Source organism: Arenimonas caeni (assembly GCF_003024235.1).
Taxonomy (GTDB): domain Bacteria; phylum Pseudomonadota; class Gammaproteobacteria; order Xanthomonadales; family Xanthomonadaceae; genus Arenimonas; species Arenimonas caeni.
This window is the reverse complement of sequence record NZ_KZ679084.1, coordinates 371,746-387,851: the sequence shown is the minus strand read 5'-3', so window position 1 is coordinate 387,851 and position 16,106 is coordinate 371,746. Positions and strand designations below refer to the sequence as shown.

14 protein-coding genes are annotated in these 16,106 nt (G+C 67.1%); all 14 read left to right on the top strand.

Annotated features, from left to right (window positions below):
* Positions 1–4: 4 nt before the first annotated feature.
* The 14 genes from C6N40_RS01855 to C6N40_RS01790 all read left to right on the top strand — a co-directional run bounded on the left by C6N40_RS01855 (position 5) and on the right by C6N40_RS01790 (position 16,106).
* Positions 5–1,441 (top strand): mannose-1-phosphate guanylyltransferase/mannose-6-phosphate isomerase, encoded by a 1,437-nt coding sequence (locus C6N40_RS01855; RefSeq protein WP_106989297.1) that lies wholly within the window; start codon positions 5–7, stop codon positions 1,439–1,441.
* Between the two features lie 128 nt (positions 1,442–1,569).
* On the top strand, positions 1,570–2,703 hold the full coding sequence (locus tag C6N40_RS01850; protein WP_162782030.1) for a glycosyltransferase family 4 protein: 1,134 nt from the start codon (positions 1,570–1,572) through the stop codon (positions 2,701–2,703).
* 115 nt (positions 2,704–2,818) lie between these two features.
* Positions 2,819–3,541, top strand: coding sequence for a polysaccharide biosynthesis/export family protein (locus tag C6N40_RS01845; protein ID WP_162782029.1), 723 nt, complete (start codon positions 2,819–2,821; stop codon positions 3,539–3,541).
* Positions 3,542–3,564: 23 nt separating this feature from the next.
* Positions 3,565–5,847: a GumC family protein gene (locus C6N40_RS01840; RefSeq protein ID WP_106989294.1), complete on the top strand. Its 2,283-nt coding sequence runs from the start codon at positions 3,565–3,567 to the stop codon at positions 5,845–5,847.
* Positions 5,848–5,855: 8 nt separating this feature from the next.
* Positions 5,856–7,289: a J domain-containing protein gene (locus tag C6N40_RS01835; protein ID WP_106989293.1), complete on the top strand. Its 1,434-nt coding sequence runs from the start codon at positions 5,856–5,858 to the stop codon at positions 7,287–7,289.
* Entirely contained in the window at positions 7,276–8,499 is a 1,224-nt protein-coding gene (locus C6N40_RS01830) for a tetratricopeptide repeat protein (RefSeq protein WP_106989292.1), read from the top strand. Before C6N40_RS01835 ends, C6N40_RS01830 begins: the two co-directional genes overlap by 14 nt.
* 125 nt (positions 8,500–8,624) lie before the next feature.
* Entirely contained in the window at positions 8,625–9,080 is a 456-nt protein-coding gene (locus C6N40_RS01825) for a FecR family protein (protein ID WP_162782028.1), read from the top strand.
* A 116-nt stretch (positions 9,081–9,196) separates the two neighbouring features.
* Positions 9,197–10,582, top strand: a complete 1,386-nt coding sequence (locus C6N40_RS01820) for an O-antigen ligase family protein (protein WP_162782027.1) — start codon at positions 9,197–9,199, stop codon at positions 10,580–10,582.
* Positions 10,583–10,599: 17 nt separating this feature from the next.
* Positions 10,600–10,926, top strand: coding sequence for a MarR family EPS-associated transcriptional regulator (locus C6N40_RS01815; protein WP_205208518.1), 327 nt, complete (start codon positions 10,600–10,602; stop codon positions 10,924–10,926).
* 1 nt (position 10,927) lies between these two features.
* Positions 10,928–11,443: a transcription termination/antitermination protein NusG gene (nusG, locus tag C6N40_RS01810; protein ID WP_106989289.1), complete on the top strand. Its 516-nt coding sequence runs from the start codon at positions 10,928–10,930 to the stop codon at positions 11,441–11,443.
* Between the two features lie 88 nt (positions 11,444–11,531).
* Complete coding sequence (tviB, locus tag C6N40_RS01805) at positions 11,532–12,812, top strand: Vi polysaccharide biosynthesis UDP-N-acetylglucosamine C-6 dehydrogenase TviB (RefSeq protein ID WP_106989288.1); 1,281 nt, start codon at positions 11,532–11,534, stop codon at positions 12,810–12,812.
* A gap of 171 nt (positions 12,813–12,983) precedes the next feature.
* Positions 12,984–14,231, top strand: coding sequence for a flippase (locus C6N40_RS01800; protein ID WP_106989287.1), 1,248 nt, complete (start codon positions 12,984–12,986; stop codon positions 14,229–14,231).
* A 7-nt stretch (positions 14,232–14,238) separates the two neighbouring features.
* On the top strand, positions 14,239–14,670 hold the full coding sequence (locus C6N40_RS14570) for an acyltransferase (RefSeq protein WP_106989286.1): 432 nt from the start codon (positions 14,239–14,241) through the stop codon (positions 14,668–14,670).
* A gap of 203 nt (positions 14,671–14,873) precedes the next feature.
* A complete protein-coding gene (locus tag C6N40_RS01790) occupies positions 14,874–16,106 on the top strand; it encodes a glycosyltransferase (RefSeq protein WP_106989285.1) in 1,233 nt (410 codons plus the stop codon).

Sequence of the window (16,106 nt, the reverse complement as noted above, 5' to 3'; positions counted from 1 at the left end):
GCCCATGACCTCCCTCGTCCCCGTCCTGCTCTCCGGTGGCTCCGGCACCCGGCTTTGGCCGCTGTCGCGCGAGATGCACCCCAAGCAGTTCCAGCCGCTGGTGGGCGAGAAGTCGCTGCTGCAGGCCACAGTCGAGCGCCTGGCCGGCCTGCCCGGCATGGCCGCGCCGATCGTGGTGGCCAACGAGGAGCACCGTTTCATGGTGGCCGAGCAGCTGCGCCAGCTGGGCGCCGAGGCCTCGGCCATCGTGCTCGAGCCGGTGGGCCGCAACACCGCGCCGGCCATCGCCGTGGCGGCGCTGCAGGCCATGGCCGGCGGCGAGGACCCGCTGCTGCTGGTGCTGCCCTCGGACCACGTGATCGCCGACCCGGCCGGTTTCCGCGCCGCGGTGCAGGAGGCGCGGCGCGGCGCGGCGGAGGAGGGCAGCCTGGTGACGTTCGGCGTGGTGCCGACGGGGCCGGAAACCGGCTACGGCTATATCAAGGCCTTCGCGCCTGAAGGCGCTCCTGCAGAGGGTGGGGTGCGGGCCGTCGAGCGGTTCGTGGAGAAGCCGGACCTGGCGACGGCGCAGGGCTACGTGGCCAGCGGCGATTATTTCTGGAACTCGGGCATGTTCCTGTTCCGGGCCTCGCGCTACCTGGCCGAGCTGGAGGCGCAGGCCCCGGCCATCCTCGCCGGCGCCCGCGCCGCGCTGGCCGGCGCGAAGCGCGACGTCGACTTCCTGCGCCTGGACCGCGAGGCCTTCGAGGCCTGCCCGTCGGATTCGATCGACTATGCGGTGATGGAAAAGACCCGCGCCGCCGCCGTGCTGCCCATCAACGTGGGCTGGAACGACGTGGGCAGCTGGAGCGCCCTGTGGGAAATCGCCGACCAGGACCCGGACGGCAACGCCCACCACGGCGACGTGCTGGCCCTGGGCTGCCGCAACACCCTGGCCTGGGGCGGGCGCCGGCTGGTGAGCCTGCTGGGCCTCGAGGACGTGATCGTGGTGGACACCGACGACGCCCTGCTGGTGGCCGCGCGCGAGCGGGTGCAGGAGGTGAAGGACATCGTGGCCCGCCTCAAGGCCGAGGGCCGCCCGCAGGCCAGCATCCACCGCAAGGTGTACCGGCCCTGGGGCAGTTACGACGGCATCGACAGCGGCGAGCGCTTCCAGGTCAAGCGCATCGTGGTCAAGCCGGGCGCGGCGCTGAGCCTGCAGATGCACCACCACCGCGCCGAGCACTGGATCGTGGTGAAGGGCACGGCCCGCATCACCTGCGAGGACAAGGTGTTCATGCTCAGCGAAAACCAGAGCACCTACATCCCGCTGGGCAGCAAGCACCGGCTTGAGAACCCGGGCAAGGTGCCGGTGGAGCTGATCGAGGTGCAGTCGGGCAGCTACCTGGGCGAAGACGACATCGTTCGTTTCGAGGATGCCTACGGCCGCGACGCCAGCTAGCGGCGTCAAGCCCGGCGAGAAATATTCGCGCTCGCCGGCGTGAAACATTTACATGCCACCCGCGCCTGCTAGGCTGTGGGGGCATGTCCTGAATGCCGACCGAGCCCGTTTCCCTGCGTATGGAACTGTTGAGCCTCTGGCAACAGCTGGAACCTTCGGCCTGGTTGCGCGCGCTGTTCACCTTCCTGGTGGTGGCGGCGCTGGTACCGGCCAGCCTGCCGCTGGCCCGGCGCTGGGGCCTGGTGGACCACCCCGGCGGCCGCAAGCAGCACAACGGCGCCATCCCGGTGACGGGTGGCGCGGTGATCCTGCTGGCCATGCTGGCCAGCTATGGCCTGTTCGAGGCCGACTGGAACCTGCGCAAGGCCGCCTTCATCGGCGGCGCGCTGATGCTGGTGGTGGTCGGCCAGCTCGACGACAAGTACGACCTGCGCTGGACCTGGCGCATCGCCGCCCAGGCCCTGGCCGCCGTGCTGCTGGCCCTGCTGGCCGGGGTCAGCGCCCACAACCTGCAGGACGTGTTCGGCTTCGCCGCCGCCAACATCGGCCTGCTGAGCCTGCCGTTCACGGTGTTCGTGGTGGTGGGCATCATCAATGCACTGAACATGGCCGATGGCGTGGACGGCCTGGCCGGCTCGCTGGCCCTGGTGTCGCTGGCCCTGTTCACCGGCTTCGCGCTGTACGCCGGCGACCTCTTCCTGGCCGAGCGCCTGCTGGCCCTGGGCGGCGCGGTGATGGGCTTCCTGCTGTGGAACAAGCGCTCGCCCTGGCTGCCGCAGGCGAAGGTGTTCCTGGGCAACGGCGGCAGCATGCTGCTGGGCTTCATCCTGGCCTGGGCGGCGCTGCGGCTTACCCAGAACCCCGAACACCCGGTGTCGCCGGTGCTCGGCCCCTGGACCCTGGCCCTGCCGCTGATCGACTGCGTGGCGCTGATGCTGCGGCGCATGCGCAACGGCAAGTCGCCCTTCCGGGCCGACCGCAACCATATGCACCACCTGCTGCTCGACGCCGGTTTCACCCCCGGCAAGGTGACGGTGATCATCGCCGGCGGCTCGCTGGCGCTGGGCATCGCCGCCGCCTGCGCGGTGAAGCTGGGCGTTTACCGTCCGGCCCTGGTGCTGGCCTTCCTGGTGCTGCTGCTGGCCTGGTACCTCTTCACCCGCCGCCGCGAGGTGGCGGTGGCCCACCTGCGCCGGCTGCGCGGCGGGGCACCGGCCCCGGCCGCCGCCCTGCGCGCCGCCGAGGAAAGCGGCGAGCATTGAGCCGGGCCATGGCCGGACTGCCCTGTGTCGGGAACCCCGGGCCCGCCCGCCCCGTTTTTTGGACTAGGCTGTCCGGCAGCCCATAATCCCCTCCCCCCGGATGAACGGACGAATGATGAACCACTGGCTTCCCCGACTCGCCCTGCTGCTGGCCCTGGCCGTGCTGGCCGGCTGCGGCGCATCCACCAGTGGTTCGGTGCGCAGTGGCACGGCCAAGGCGGTCACCGCCACCACCGAGCTGGGTGCACCGGACAGCACCAGCGCGACCGGCGCCTATACGGGCGCCTCGGAATACCGCGTCGGCGCCCAGGACCTGCTGGAGATCAGCGTCTTCCAGGTCAACGAGCTCAACCGTACCGTGCGCGTGAACAGCAACGGCCAGATTTCCCTGCCCCTGGTGGGCATGGTGGTGGCCGGCGGCAAGACGGTGCAGGAGTTGGAGGCCGAGATCGCCGGCAAGCTCAGCGAAACCTACCTGCAGGACCCGCAGGTGAGCGTGTTCGTGAAGGAATTCACCAGCCAGCGCGTCACGCTCGAGGGTGCGGTCAAGAGCCCGGGCATCTACCCGGTGACCGGCCGCACCAGCCTGCTGCAGGCCATCGCCCAGGCCGAGGGCGTGACCGAACTGGCCAACCTCGACGGCGTGGTGGTGTTCCGCACGGTGGAGGGCCAGAAGATGGCCGCGGTGTTCAGCCTCAACCAGATCCGCGCCGGCGACGCCGAAGACCCGCAGATCTACGGCGACGACATCATCGTGGTCGACCAGTCGGGCGGAAAGACCGGCCTGCGCAACATCCTGCAGACCATCCCGATCTTCAATCTGTTCCGTGTGTACTGACGGCCCCAGCAGGAAACCAGTGAATGTCTGAGAATATGGACCCCGGCGAGGGCGCCCGCCTGCCCGCGCCGCAGACGGCCCAGGAACAGCGCCAGGCCCTGGTGGCTGCGCGCCAGCAGGCGCTGAGCCTGGACGTGCGCGGCCAGGAGGCCGCCGACAGCGACGAGATCGACCTGCTGGCCTACTGGCGCATCCTGGTCAAGCGCCGCTGGACGGTGCTGGGCGCCGCCGGCATCGTGCTGGTGACGGCGCTGGTGGGCACGCTGCTGACGACGCCGATCTACCGCGCGTCCACTTCGCTGCAGATCGACCGCGACACCCTCCGCGTGGTGGACGTGGAAGGCGTGACGCCGATGGAAGGCGCGGGCAACGATTTCTTCCAGACCCAGTACGAACTGCTCAAGAGCCGGGCGCTGGCGCAGCGTGTGGCCTCGCAGCTGGGCCTGGCCGAGGGCGAGCAGCTTGAGCAGCTCAATCCGCCCTCGCCCTGGGCGGCGCTGAAGGGCCTGTTCAGCGGCGATGACGACAGCGAGCTGACCGAAGCCGAGCTCTCGGCCCGCGAGGCCGCCGCCACCGGCTTCATCCTGCGTGGCCTGACGGTGGAGCCGGTGCGCAACTCGCGCCTGGTGCGCCTGCACTTCGACAGCCCCGATCCGGAGTTCTCGCAGCGCGCGGCCAACGCCATCGCCGAGGCCTTCATCGCCAGCAACCTCGAGCGGCGCTTTGATTCGAGTTCCTACGCCAAGACCTACCTCGAGGACCGCCTGCAGGAGCTCAAGCTCAAGCTCGAGGATTCCGAGCGGCAGCTGGTGGAGTTCGCGCAGAAAGAGCAGATCGTCTCGAGCGGCGAAGGCAGCGCCAGCCTGAGCGAGCAGAACCTGGGCAGCCTCAACGCCGCCCTGGCCGAGGCCAGCCGTGCACGCATCCGCGCCGAGGCGCGCTGGCGCCAGGCGCAGGCCTCCAGCGGCACGGTGCTGCTGGGCGAGATCGGCGAGAACTCCATCATCAAGTCGCTGCAGGAGCGGCGCGCCACGCTGCAGGCCGAGTACCAGGACAAGCTGCGCCTGTACAAGCCGGCCTTCCCGGCGATGATGCAGCTCAAGGGCCAGATCGACGAGGTCGAGCGCCAGATCGGCGTGGAAGTGGCCAACATCAAGTCGGCCATCCAGGCCGAGTACCTGGCCGCGCAGGAGCAGGAGCGCCTGCTCAACGAGCAGATGGCGGGCCTGAAGAACGAGGTGCTGGACCTGCAGAGCCGCTCGATCCAGTACAACATCTTCAAGCGCGAGGTGGACACCAACCGCCAGCTCTACGACGGCCTGCTGCAGCGCTACAAGGAGATCGGCGTGGCCGGCGGCGTCAGCAGCAACAACATCGCCGTGGTCGACCGCGCGCTGCGCGGCTTCAAGTACAAGCCCAGCCTGGGCCGCAACCTGGCGCTGGGCATGCTGGCCGGGCTGATGCTGGGCGTGCTGCTGGCCCTGGCCTTCGAGTACCTGGACGACACCCTGAAGTCGCCGGAAGACCTGGAAAAGCAGCTGGGCCTGAGCGTGCTGGGCGTGATCCCGCTGCTGAAGGCGCCGATGACCCCGGCGCGGGCGCTGGAAGACCCGCGCTCGGCCTTCTCCGAGGCCTACCGCTCGGTGCGCACGGCGCTGCAGTTCGCCACCGACAGCGGCGTGCCGCGCTGCCTGCTGGTGACCAGCGCCACGCCGGCCGAAGGCAAGAGCACCACCGCGCTCACCCTGGCCAAGAACTTCGCCCAGCTCGGCAAGCGCGTGCTGGTCATCGACGGCGACCTGCGCAACCCCTCGCTGCACCGCACCTTGGGCAAGCCCAACGAAGTGGGCCTGAGCAACTACCTGGCCGGCGCCTCGAAGGCCACGGAAGTGATCCAGGCCACCGACATCCCGGGCCTGATGTACATGCCCACCGGCCCGCTGCCGCCCAACCCGGCCGAGCTGCTGATGGGCCCGAAGATGGTGAGCCTGGTGTCGATCGCCAGCGAGAAGTTCGACCAGGTGATCATCGACGGCCCGCCGGTGATGGGCCTGGCCGACGCGCCCATCCTGGCCAACCTGGCGCACGGCACCCTGCTGGTGGTGGAGGCGGGCGAAACCCGCATCGGCGTGGCAAAGAACGGGCTCAAGCGCCTGTACGCCGCCCGCGCCCACGTGGTCGGCGCGCTGCTGACCAAGTTCAGCAGCAAGCACGCCGGCTACGGTTACGGCTACGGCTACGGCGGCTACAACTACTACTCCTACGGCTCGCAGGCCGAGCCCAAGAAGCTGGCGCGCGGGCGGTGACGGGCGGGGTGGGCCAGGCGCTGGAGCAGGCCCTGGCCTTCTGGCGGGCACCGGCCCTGCTGGCCGCCGCCCGCCAGCGGCCGCTGCCGGCCGACGTGCTGGAGGTGGTGCGTATCGCCGCCGGCGACCGCGCCGCCGCCGAATTCGCGGCGGCCGCGCTGGGCGCATCGGTTGATGACATCGCCGAGGCCGCGCCCTTCTATCTGCAGCAGTTGCTGTTCGCACCCGGCGCCGACAGCTACCGCGTGCTGGGCGTGAACCCCGACGCGCCCGACGCGCGCATCAAGGACCACTACCGCTGGCTGGTGCGCTGGCTGCACCCGGACCGCAATGCGGACGAGTGGGAAGCCCTGTACGCCGACCGCGTGAACCGCGCCTGGCAGGACCTGCGCCAGCCAGACAAACGCGCCGCCTATGACGCCGTCCTGGCCGGTGCCGGCGACGAGTGGGCGGACACAGGCCGCGTCGGGCCCGAAGCCCCCACCACAAGGCCCGTGCGCCCTGCAGGAGGGCCTTCAGGCCCGGCCCTCCACCAGTCCCCGGTTCTTTCCGCCCGCACCACCCGGCGCCTCCCCATCCTCGTGCTGGGCAGCTTCGGCCTGCTCGCCGGCGCCGCCCTGGCGCTGATGTGGTACGCGCAAACGCCGCGCAGCCCGCGCGTGCCGCAAAGCCCGCCGCCCGTCGCCGCGGCTCCCGCGCCGGAGCCCAGATCCGCGCCCGAATCCGCGGTCGCACTCGCAGTCGCGGCCGAACCCGCACCGGCAGTCGAACCGGACGCCGTGCCGGAGAGCGGCCTGGAAGGCCGCCCGGAGCGCGCCCTCGAAAGGGTGCCCGTGCTCGACACCACGCCGGCCGCCATCCCGGCCACGTCCCTGGCCACCGCCCCGGTGGGAGGCCCTTCGGGGCCGACAGCCACTCGCCAACCCCAGCCGGTGTCCCGTCCAAACCCCCAGCCCCAACCCGCATCGCTGCCGCCTGCCGCGCCCGTCGTTGCCGCCGTTGCGCCGGCTCCGGCAGCAGTCGCGCCTGAAGGCGCGCCCACAGGGGAAACGGCGCCTGCCGACGCCGCCCGCCCGGCCCCCATCGCCGAAGCCGACGCCCTGGCCCTGCTCGACGCCTTCACCCGCACCTACGCCGCCGGCGACCTGCGCGGGCTGATGCGCCTGTTCACCCGCGACGCCAGCAACAACCGCGGCGGCCGCGACGCCATTGCCTACGACTACCAGCAGCTGTTCGACCAGAGCGAAACGCGCGAACTGCAGCTGCGCCCCAACGGCTGGCTCCAGGGCGAGGCGAGCGCCACCGTGCTGGCCCGCTTCGAGGCCCGCGTGAAGTACCCGGGCGACTGGCGCGCCTCGCGCAGCAACGGCGAGATCCGCTTCGACCTGGCGCGCGAGGACGGCGTGCTGCGCATCCGGAGCCTGCGCCATGACGAACGCTAAGCGCGTCTGGCCCTGGCTGGCCCTGGCCGTGCTGGCCTTCGCCGCCTGGCGCGTGGCCAGCCTGGGCCTGGCGGACCACTACGCCGAAACCCAGCCCGAGCGCGCCTTGTTCTGGCGCAGCCACCATCCCGTGGCCCTGCTGCGGGCGGCCGAAGCTGCCGCCCGGGACCCCGCGCGCGCCGACGAGGCCGCCGACCTGGCCCGCCGCGCCCTGCACGCCGACCCGCTCGACGGCCGGCCCTACCGCGTACTGGCCCAGCTGGCCCTGGCCCGGGGCGACGAAGCCGGCGCCGCCGAACTCTTCACCGTGGCCGCCCGGCGCGCCCCGCGCGACCTGCCGGCGCACCTATGGCTACTGGACCACCACCTGCGCAACGGCCGCGCGGCCGAGGCCCTGCCGCATCTCGACACCCCGCTGCGGGTGCACCCGAGCCTGTTCGCGCGCTTCGAGCCCCTTTTGCTGGAGCTGGCCGGCGCCGCGCCACTGCACGCGCCCCTGGCCGACACCCTGGCCAGCCAGCCGCCCTGGCGGGCGCGCTTCCTGCGCCTGGTGGCCAGCAAGGCCGGCGACATCGACGCCGTGGCGCCGCTGTTCGAGGCCGTGCGCCGAACCGAGGGCGGCCTGGCCGCCAACGAACTGGGCCCCTGGCTCGACCGCCTGGTGCGCGAGGGCAGGGTGGGGCAGGCCTACCTGCTGTGGGCGGCCAACCTGCCGCCCGAGCGCCGGACCCGGCTGGGCAACGTCTTCAACGGCGGCTTCGAGCTCGAGCCCGAAGCCGTGGGCTTCGACTGGCGCTTCGGGCGCGTGGCCGGCGCCCGCATCAGCCGCCTGGGCGGGCCGGGCGTGGGTGGCCGGGTGGCCCTGCGCGTGGCCTTCGAGGACCGCCGGGTGCCCTTCAGCCACGTGCGCCAGATGCTGGCCCTGCCGCCCGGCGAGTACGAGCTGAGCCTGCGCGCCCGCGCCGACAGCCTGCGTACCGAGCGCGGCCTGGTGTGGGAAATCAGCTGCGTGGCCGGCGGCGGGCCCCTGGCCGGCACCCCGCCGCTGCGTGGCCATGGCGACTGGCGGGAGCTGGCCGTGGCCTTCACCGTGCCCGAGGGCTGCGAGGGCCAGTGGCTGGCCCTGCGGCTGCCGGCGCGCATACCGGCCGAGCAGCGCATCGGCGGCCGGGCCTGGTTCGATGACCTGAAAATCACCCGGGTTCCGTAGCCTTCATCAAGCCGTAAGCCGTTGAACTTACAAAGGGCAGGGAAAAAATCCCGCTTGCACCCGGCCCCCCGTGGGGGTAACCTGCCAATGATTGCCGCCCCCAGCGCCCCGGAAAGGAGCGAACCATGATCCGCCTCACCACTGCCATTGCCGCCACCCTGCTGGCCACCAGCGCGCTCGCCGCCGAGCCCGTGGCCACGCTGTCCGCCCAGGAAGGCACCGTGCTGGTGAACCAGGGCGAAGAGTTCACCACCGCCGCCGAGGGCCAGGCCCTGCAGGCTGGCGACCGCGTGATGCTGATGGAAGGCGCCAGCGCCACCCTCACCTTCACCGACGGCTGCGCCCTGCCGCTGGAAGCCGGCTCGCTGCTCGAGGTTCCGGCCGTGTCCACCTGCGCCGGCGCCGTGGCCAGCGTGCAGAAGATCGGCCCCACCTACGCCCAGGCCGTGGGCTCGGGAGCCAAGCGCGACAACCGGCAGGCAGCGTGGGTGTTCACCGGCGTGGCCGTGGCCATCATTGCCGCCTACGCCAGCGACGACCTGAGCGTGACGCCGCCGGCGCCGCCGCCGGTCAGCCCGTAAGGGCCGGCGCAGGCAACACACAGGGGCCACCTTCGGGTGGCCCTTTGTTTTGCAGGGTTTGCACTGGTGAAACTTTCGGCCACGGGCCGCAAGCCGTGTCCGCTATGATCGGGCGCATGCTTTCGCACGATCTTTCCGCCCGCATCCAACTGCCGCTGGCCGCCGCCGTGCTGGCCGGCGCCCTGGTGCTGGGCGGCGGGCAGGGCACGCCGGGCGACAGTGCGGTGCAGGTGTTGGCGCAGGGCCTGCTGGCGCTGTGCCTGTGGCGGCACGGCACCGGGACGGGCGCACGATTGCCGCGCGCCTCCTGGCTGGCCGGACTGGTGCTGGCACTGCCCCTGCTGCAACTGCTGCCGATACCCGACGCGCTGTGGCTGATGCCCGAGGCGCGCACCGGGATTGCCGCCGAGCTTTCCGCTGCGGGCGTGGACGTGCCATCGCGCTGGAGCCTGGTGCCGCTGGCCACCGAGCGCGCCCTGCACTGGCTGCTGCCGGCGGTGGCGCTGTTCCTGGCGGCGCTGCAGATGGAGGCCGCGCAGCGCAACACGCTGCTGAAGCTGGTGGTGCTGGGCGCCGCGGCCAGCGTGGTGCTGGGCCTGGCGCAGTTGGCGGGTGGAACGGAGAGCGCGCTGCGCTTCTACACCATCACCAACCCCACTGAGGCCGTGGGCTTCTTCGCCAACCGCAACCACCTGGCCAGCCTGCTGGCGGTGGCGCTGCCGCTGGTGGTGGTGGGCACCGCACGCTGGCTGGCCAAACGCGACGAGATGGATGCGCGCACCCTGCTGGGCCTGGTGGCCGGCATCGGCCTGGTGGCGCTGCTGATCCTGGGCATCGCCATCACCCTGTCGCGCGCCGGCATCGTGCTGGGCATGGTGGGCCTGCTGATTAGCCTGCCCATCGTGCTGGGCCTGCGCCGCCGCCGCCGCGCCGGCCGTGCGCTGGCCGCGGCCGTGGCGCTGGGCCTGACGCTGGCGGTGCAGTTCGCGCTGTTCGGCATCCTGCAGCGGCTGGAGAAAGATCCGCTGGAAGACGCGCGCTTCCAGTACCTTCCGGTCGTAGAGAGCGTGGCCCGCGAGCACTGGCCATTGGGTGCCGGATTGGGCGGATTTCGTCGCGCCTTTGAGGCTGAAGACCCCTCACCCATAGAGCCTTACGTCAACCACGCCCACAACGACTGGGCCGAGGTATGGCTGGAGGCCGGCTGGCCTGGCTGGGCCCTGATTGGCGGCGCCGTGGCCGCGCTACTGGTGTCGGGCTGGCGCGTCTGGCGCCCCGGCCGCAGCGCCAGCCCCGGCCAAACCGCCATCGCCCGCGCCGCCTGGCTGGGCCTGCTGCTGCTGGCCCTGCATTCGCTGGGCGACTACCCGCTGCGCAAGACCGCGATGCTGGCCGTGGCCGGCGTGCTGGCGGGCTGCGTGGCCGGCCGCGCGGGCCGAGAAAAAGCCGGCTTGCCCGGCCCCGGCCCCGCGCGTAGCCTAGACCCTGCGTTCAACCCGTGAACGCAGGGGAAGGGGTAGTGGCGAGCACCGACGAACTGAGCGTGGCCATCCTTCGGGAGCTGTCGGCCACCCCGGAGGCGAGCCAGCGCGAGCTGGCGCGCAGCACCGGCGTGAGCCTGGGCAAGCTCAACTACGCCCTGCGCGCCCTGGTGGACAAGGGCTGGGTGAAGGTGGGCAACTTCAGCCGCAGCCAGCACAAGCTGGGCTATGCCTACCTGCTGACGCCGCGCGGCATCGAGGCGAAGGCCAAGCTGACCAAATCGTTCCTGGCGCGGAAGATGCGCGAGTACGACGCGCTGCGCGAGGAAATCGAGCAGCTGAAGCGCGAAGTGGGGGGCGGCTGAGATGCAGCGCTGGTACTGCGTGCACACCCGTCCGCGCGCCGAAGCCCAGGCGCTGGAGCACCTGAAGCGACAGGGCTTCGAATGCTTCCTGCCGCGCCTGCAGCGAAGCGTGCTGCGCGGTGGCCGCCGGCAAACCGTGCTGGAGGCGCTGTTCCCGCGCTACCTGTTCCTGCGCGCCGACGCCGACACCACCAGCCTGGCGCCGGTTCGCTCAACCCGCGGCGCGGTAGGCCTGGTGCGCACGGCCGGCGAGCCGGCCATCGTGCCGAACGAATTCATTGAGCACCTGCAGGCAGACGCCGACGCCGAGGGCTTGATCACGCTGCCCGAACGCCGGCTGCTCCCGGGCGAGCGCGTGGTCATCAACCACGGTCCGCTGGCGGGCCTGCAGGGCATCTACACCCAGGCGCAGAGCGAGCAGCGTGCGCTGGTGTTGCTGGACATTTTGGGCGGAACGCAGAGCGTGGCGCTGCCGCACAACGTGCTTGAACCAGTCGGGCCGGCCCAGGCCGCCTGACACGGCAAAAAACCTGGCAGTGAAAGGGCTCGACGGAAGCGCCAATGCAACCGAAGGGCGGTAGCGTGCCCGAAACCGAGGAGTGGGAATGAAGAAGCTGGAAGAGTCGCGCATCGCCATCATCGGCCTTGGCTACGTGGGGCTGCCGCTGGCGGTGGAGTTCGGCAAGCACTTCGAGACTACCGGCTACGACATCCGCAGCGCCCGCGTGGCCGAGCTGCGCGAAGGCAGGGACAGCACGCTCGAGTGCAGTCCCGAAGAGCTGGCAGCCAGCCCGAAGCTGAAGTACACCGACCAACTGGCCGACATCGCCGCCTGCAACATCTACATCGTCACCGTGCCCACGCCGATCGATTCGGCCAAGCGCCCCGACCTGACGCCGCTGGTGAAGGCCAGCGAGGCCATCGGCAGCGTGCTGAAGAAGGGCGACATCGTGGTGTACGAGAGCACCGTGTACCCCGGCTGCACCGAGGAAGACTGCGTACCCATCCTGGAGCGCGTAAGCGGCCTCAAGTTCAACCAGGACTTCTTCTGCGGCTACAGCCCCGAGCGCATCAACCCGGGCGACAAGGCGCACCGCCTGCCCAACATTAAGAAGGTGACCAGCGGCAGCACGCCCGAGGTAGCCGAATTCGTGGACGCGCTTTACGGCTGCATCATCACCGCCGGAACCCACAAGGCGCCCAGCATCAAGGTGGCCGAAGCCGCCAAGGTGATCGAGAACACCCAGCGCGACCTCAACATCGCCCTGGTGAACGACCTGGCCATCCTGTTCAACAAGCTGGGCATCGACACGCTGGACGTGCTGGAAGCCGCGGGCACGAAGTGGAACTTCCTGCCGTTCCGGCCGGGCCTGGTGGGAGGGCACTGCATTGGCGTGGACCCGTATTACCTGACGCACAAGGCGCAGCAGGTGGGGCATCACCCGGATGTAATCCTAGCTGGTCGTCGCACTAATGATGGTATGGGTGCCTACGTAGCTGAACAGGTTATCAAGCTGCTGATCCGAAAAGAAATAAATCCCGTTGGGGCGCGAGTGCTTGTGCTCGGACTAGCGTTCAAAGAGGACTGTCCGGACCTGCGGAACACACGAGTGATAGACATAGTTGCGGCGTTAGAGTCGTACAACGCGCGGGTCGACGTCCATGATCCGTGGATAGATGCTGCAGAAGCGCGCCATGAATACGGGCTTGTCCTGGCTGAATCACTAGATCGAAATGCCTATGACGCGGTAATTCTCGCAGTTGCGCACAGGGTGTTTAAGGAAGACCCGCTTTATCAAGGCCTGATGTTCGCTAAAGGCCCAGCGTCCGTTATCTTCGATGTGAAGAACGCAATTCCTCGCCATGTAGTCGATGGGCGCCTCTAAGATAGCGAGATGCCCCGCTGAATCTTTGCGCCCAGATGGGCGCGAGTGCGGGTGTTACTCAAGAAGCGAAGAAGCGTGAAAGCGAGTTTTCCGCGCCTCCTTAGAAGCGAGGGCGTCGGCACAGTTGCACTGAAGATACTCTTAGGCAGTGCGGGCCTGCGGGTTGCCGGAATGTGCGCAAGTTTCGTGGTCGGGATTCAGCTTGCTCGAGGTCTCGGTCCCGCATCGTACGGAATATACGGAACGGCCATGGCCGTCGTTGCCGTGTTGATGATACCGACTGAACTGGGCCTTCCGCAGCTCGTTACCCGCGAAGTGGCCGGCACGGGCCGGTTGGGTGCTAGGGCAATTCTGAGTTGGGCCCTGAAGCGCATCGTGATTTCATCACTGCTGATCGTTGCCGTCGCAGGGTCCGCAGTGATGCTACTTTCAGAGAAAATAGACCCCGCCCTTCGATTTGCCCTCGTTGCGGGGTTCTTCTGGATCCCATTCGTCGCGATAGGAAACGTCTTCGGCGCGACACTAAGAGGTTTGCATTGGGTGGTTCGGGGCCAGTTAGGCGAGATTCTCGTTAGGCCTGCCCTGATGAGCGCCTCACTCCTGTTTGTTTCGATGCTCCTCGCTTGGCAATTGACTCCACAGGTAGCAATGGGCCTGAATGTCGTCTCGGCCATTTCGGCTGCGGTACTAGGCTACATCTGGCTAAAGGCGGCTCTTCGTGCCGATGTTCCGATGGGCTCGCGCGCCACGATTCCACCGACTCTCACATTCAGGCAATCAATGCCGATCGCATTGACTGAGGGAATGAGGGTGCTGGCTGGCCAGATTGGGGTCCTGATCCTGGCATTCACCGCGCCCGACAAGGCGGTTGGTGAATATCGCGTTGCCATACAGGTATATGCGGTATTGAGCATGCCATCCACCCTCGTGAATATCGGCTTGGCTCCGATGATCTCCGCGCTACACTCTCAGGGCGAGAAAGAGAAAACTCAAAGACTAAACGATTGGATCTCTGTCTTCCTAGTCGCTTCATCGCTGGCTGTATTCCTTGCAATCCTGTTACTAGGAGAGAGGTTTATCCACCTGTCTTTCGGCGATGGCTACGAGATTGTCTATGAACTGCTTTCAATCCTGCTGCTGGGTGAAATCATTATTTCCCTATTTGGGCACCCGATAGTTTATTTGAATATGGTCAGAGAGCAGCGAGCAGTGATGAGGCGCTCGGCTTTAGCTCTGGGTATCAATGCCGCGATAATTGCTTGTTTCGCACCAGTCTACGGAGCGTTAGGCGCGATTTATGGAACGCTTGCCGGCATGCTTCTCTGGCGGGTTTCATGTGCTTGGTATGCTCGTCGGGCCCTAGGCGTTTCGACTTCCTTAGTCATGCGTATTGTCCCGCCAAAGTGCCGGGCTGGTTGAGGTATTCATGTTTGATAAAATTAGGTATTGGTACCTTCAAGTGCTTGGGTATGCCACCTTCCGGAGGCGAGTGTACGTTCATGGAAGGTTTCGGGTTGGCAGGCCTGCCAACGTTGTGATTGGAGAGGGTTGCTCTATCAATCAGGATGTCTATATTTTGGCGCGGCACCGCATTCGGATCGGTGATCGTGTAACGCTGTCTGCGCGTTGTATGCTCCTCGACTCAGGTCTGGATCTGGCCGGGGGGCATAATCATGTCGATGGCGATATTGTGATCGAGGATGATGTTTGGGTAGGTGCCGGTGCCATAGTATTGCCAAACGTAGTGCTGGGGAGAGGTTGCGTAGTTGGTGCAGGAAGTGTCGTAACCAGATCCGTTCCACCAGGTTGTGTATATGCAGGGAATCCAGCTCGATTCCTCAAGATGATCTCCAGTTAGGGCTATGCTCCGATAAACCGCGTGGCGAGCAAGGTCCAGTCTGTTCCTCCCGTTCCCTGCCTTATTAAGTCCAAAGATCGATGCGATCACTCAAGCCCAAGGAAGATCCTGTCGAACCGATAGGCTCTATGTCGACGCGTTCGCGTGGTTGGGTGTTTCTGAGAAGCGATTGTTGGACATGAATTTCGCCTTTCGAGGGTTGTGTGCGAATCTCCAATAGAGAGGCCGTTCTCTTTATCTCGTATGACGGTTTGACGGACCCCCTGGGTTCCAGTCAGATAATTCCCTATCTTGAATCAATCGTCAGGCATTCGTCGCCTCTCCGAGTTCTTAGCTTTGAGAAGCTCGACAGATTTGATAGTCAAGGAGCTGAGATAGGGCGGCGTCTTGAGTCAACGGGCATACGCTGGACGCCGCTCGAATTTACGAGAGGCGGCAAGTTGTCGAAGATTATTGACCTGATTCGGATGTACTTGATCGCAGTGACGCTTCAGTGGCGGCATGGGTACTCTGTAATTCACTGCCGGAGCTATCAGGCGGGCCAGGTGGGATGGCTTCTGAAGCGCCTCTTCGGAGCGAAAATGATTTTCGATATGCGCGGCTTATGGGTCGATGAGAGAGTTGACGGCGGTTTGTGGCTCCAGCGGCGCTGGGTAGATCGTATGGCCTACAGAATTTACAAGAGCATAGAGGTCTCACTGCTCACCACGTCAGATCATGTGGTTGCTCTCACGAATCAGGTGGTGCCAGAACTTCGGCGGCTTGCGCCAAAGATGACTGGAAAAGTTACGGTTATCCCTTGCTGTGCTGACTTCGGGCACTTCGCGATCTTGACCCCAGGAGAAAGGGCGGTTGCGCGGAAGCGGCTGGGTCTTTCGCCCGATGCTTTCCTGCTCTCCTACTTGGGCTCCCTTGGGACTTGGTACATGCTAGACGAGATGCTCAGCTTCTTTGTTGATGCAGCCGCAAGTCGAGCCGACGTTAACCTGCTGGTGATTACCAAAGATTGGGAGGAGTCTCACTGGGAGCGGCTTAGGGCGCTTGGGGGTGAAGCGTTTGCTTCGCGCGTGCGTGTAGTTTCTGCATCCCGTGAAGAGGTGCCAGCCCTCATTGGATGTTCAGACGTCATGTTGAGTTTCATTAGGCCGACCTATTCCAAGATCGCCAGTTCACCCACGAAGCTTGCAGAGGCATATGCATGCGGCGTTCCTTCGATCTGCAATCGCGGTGTAGGTGATGTGGATGCGCAAACCGAGGCACTAGAGGCAGGCGTGGTACTGGATCCTTCGGACAGCGATGATGTTAGGTGCGCCATTGAGCGCTTAGACAATATCCGCGCGATTGGTGGGGTCGATCTTAGAGTGCGAGCGAATAAGTCATTGGACTTGAGTGTGGCGGCTGAACTCTATCGCGATGTCTACCGGTCGGTTCACTAG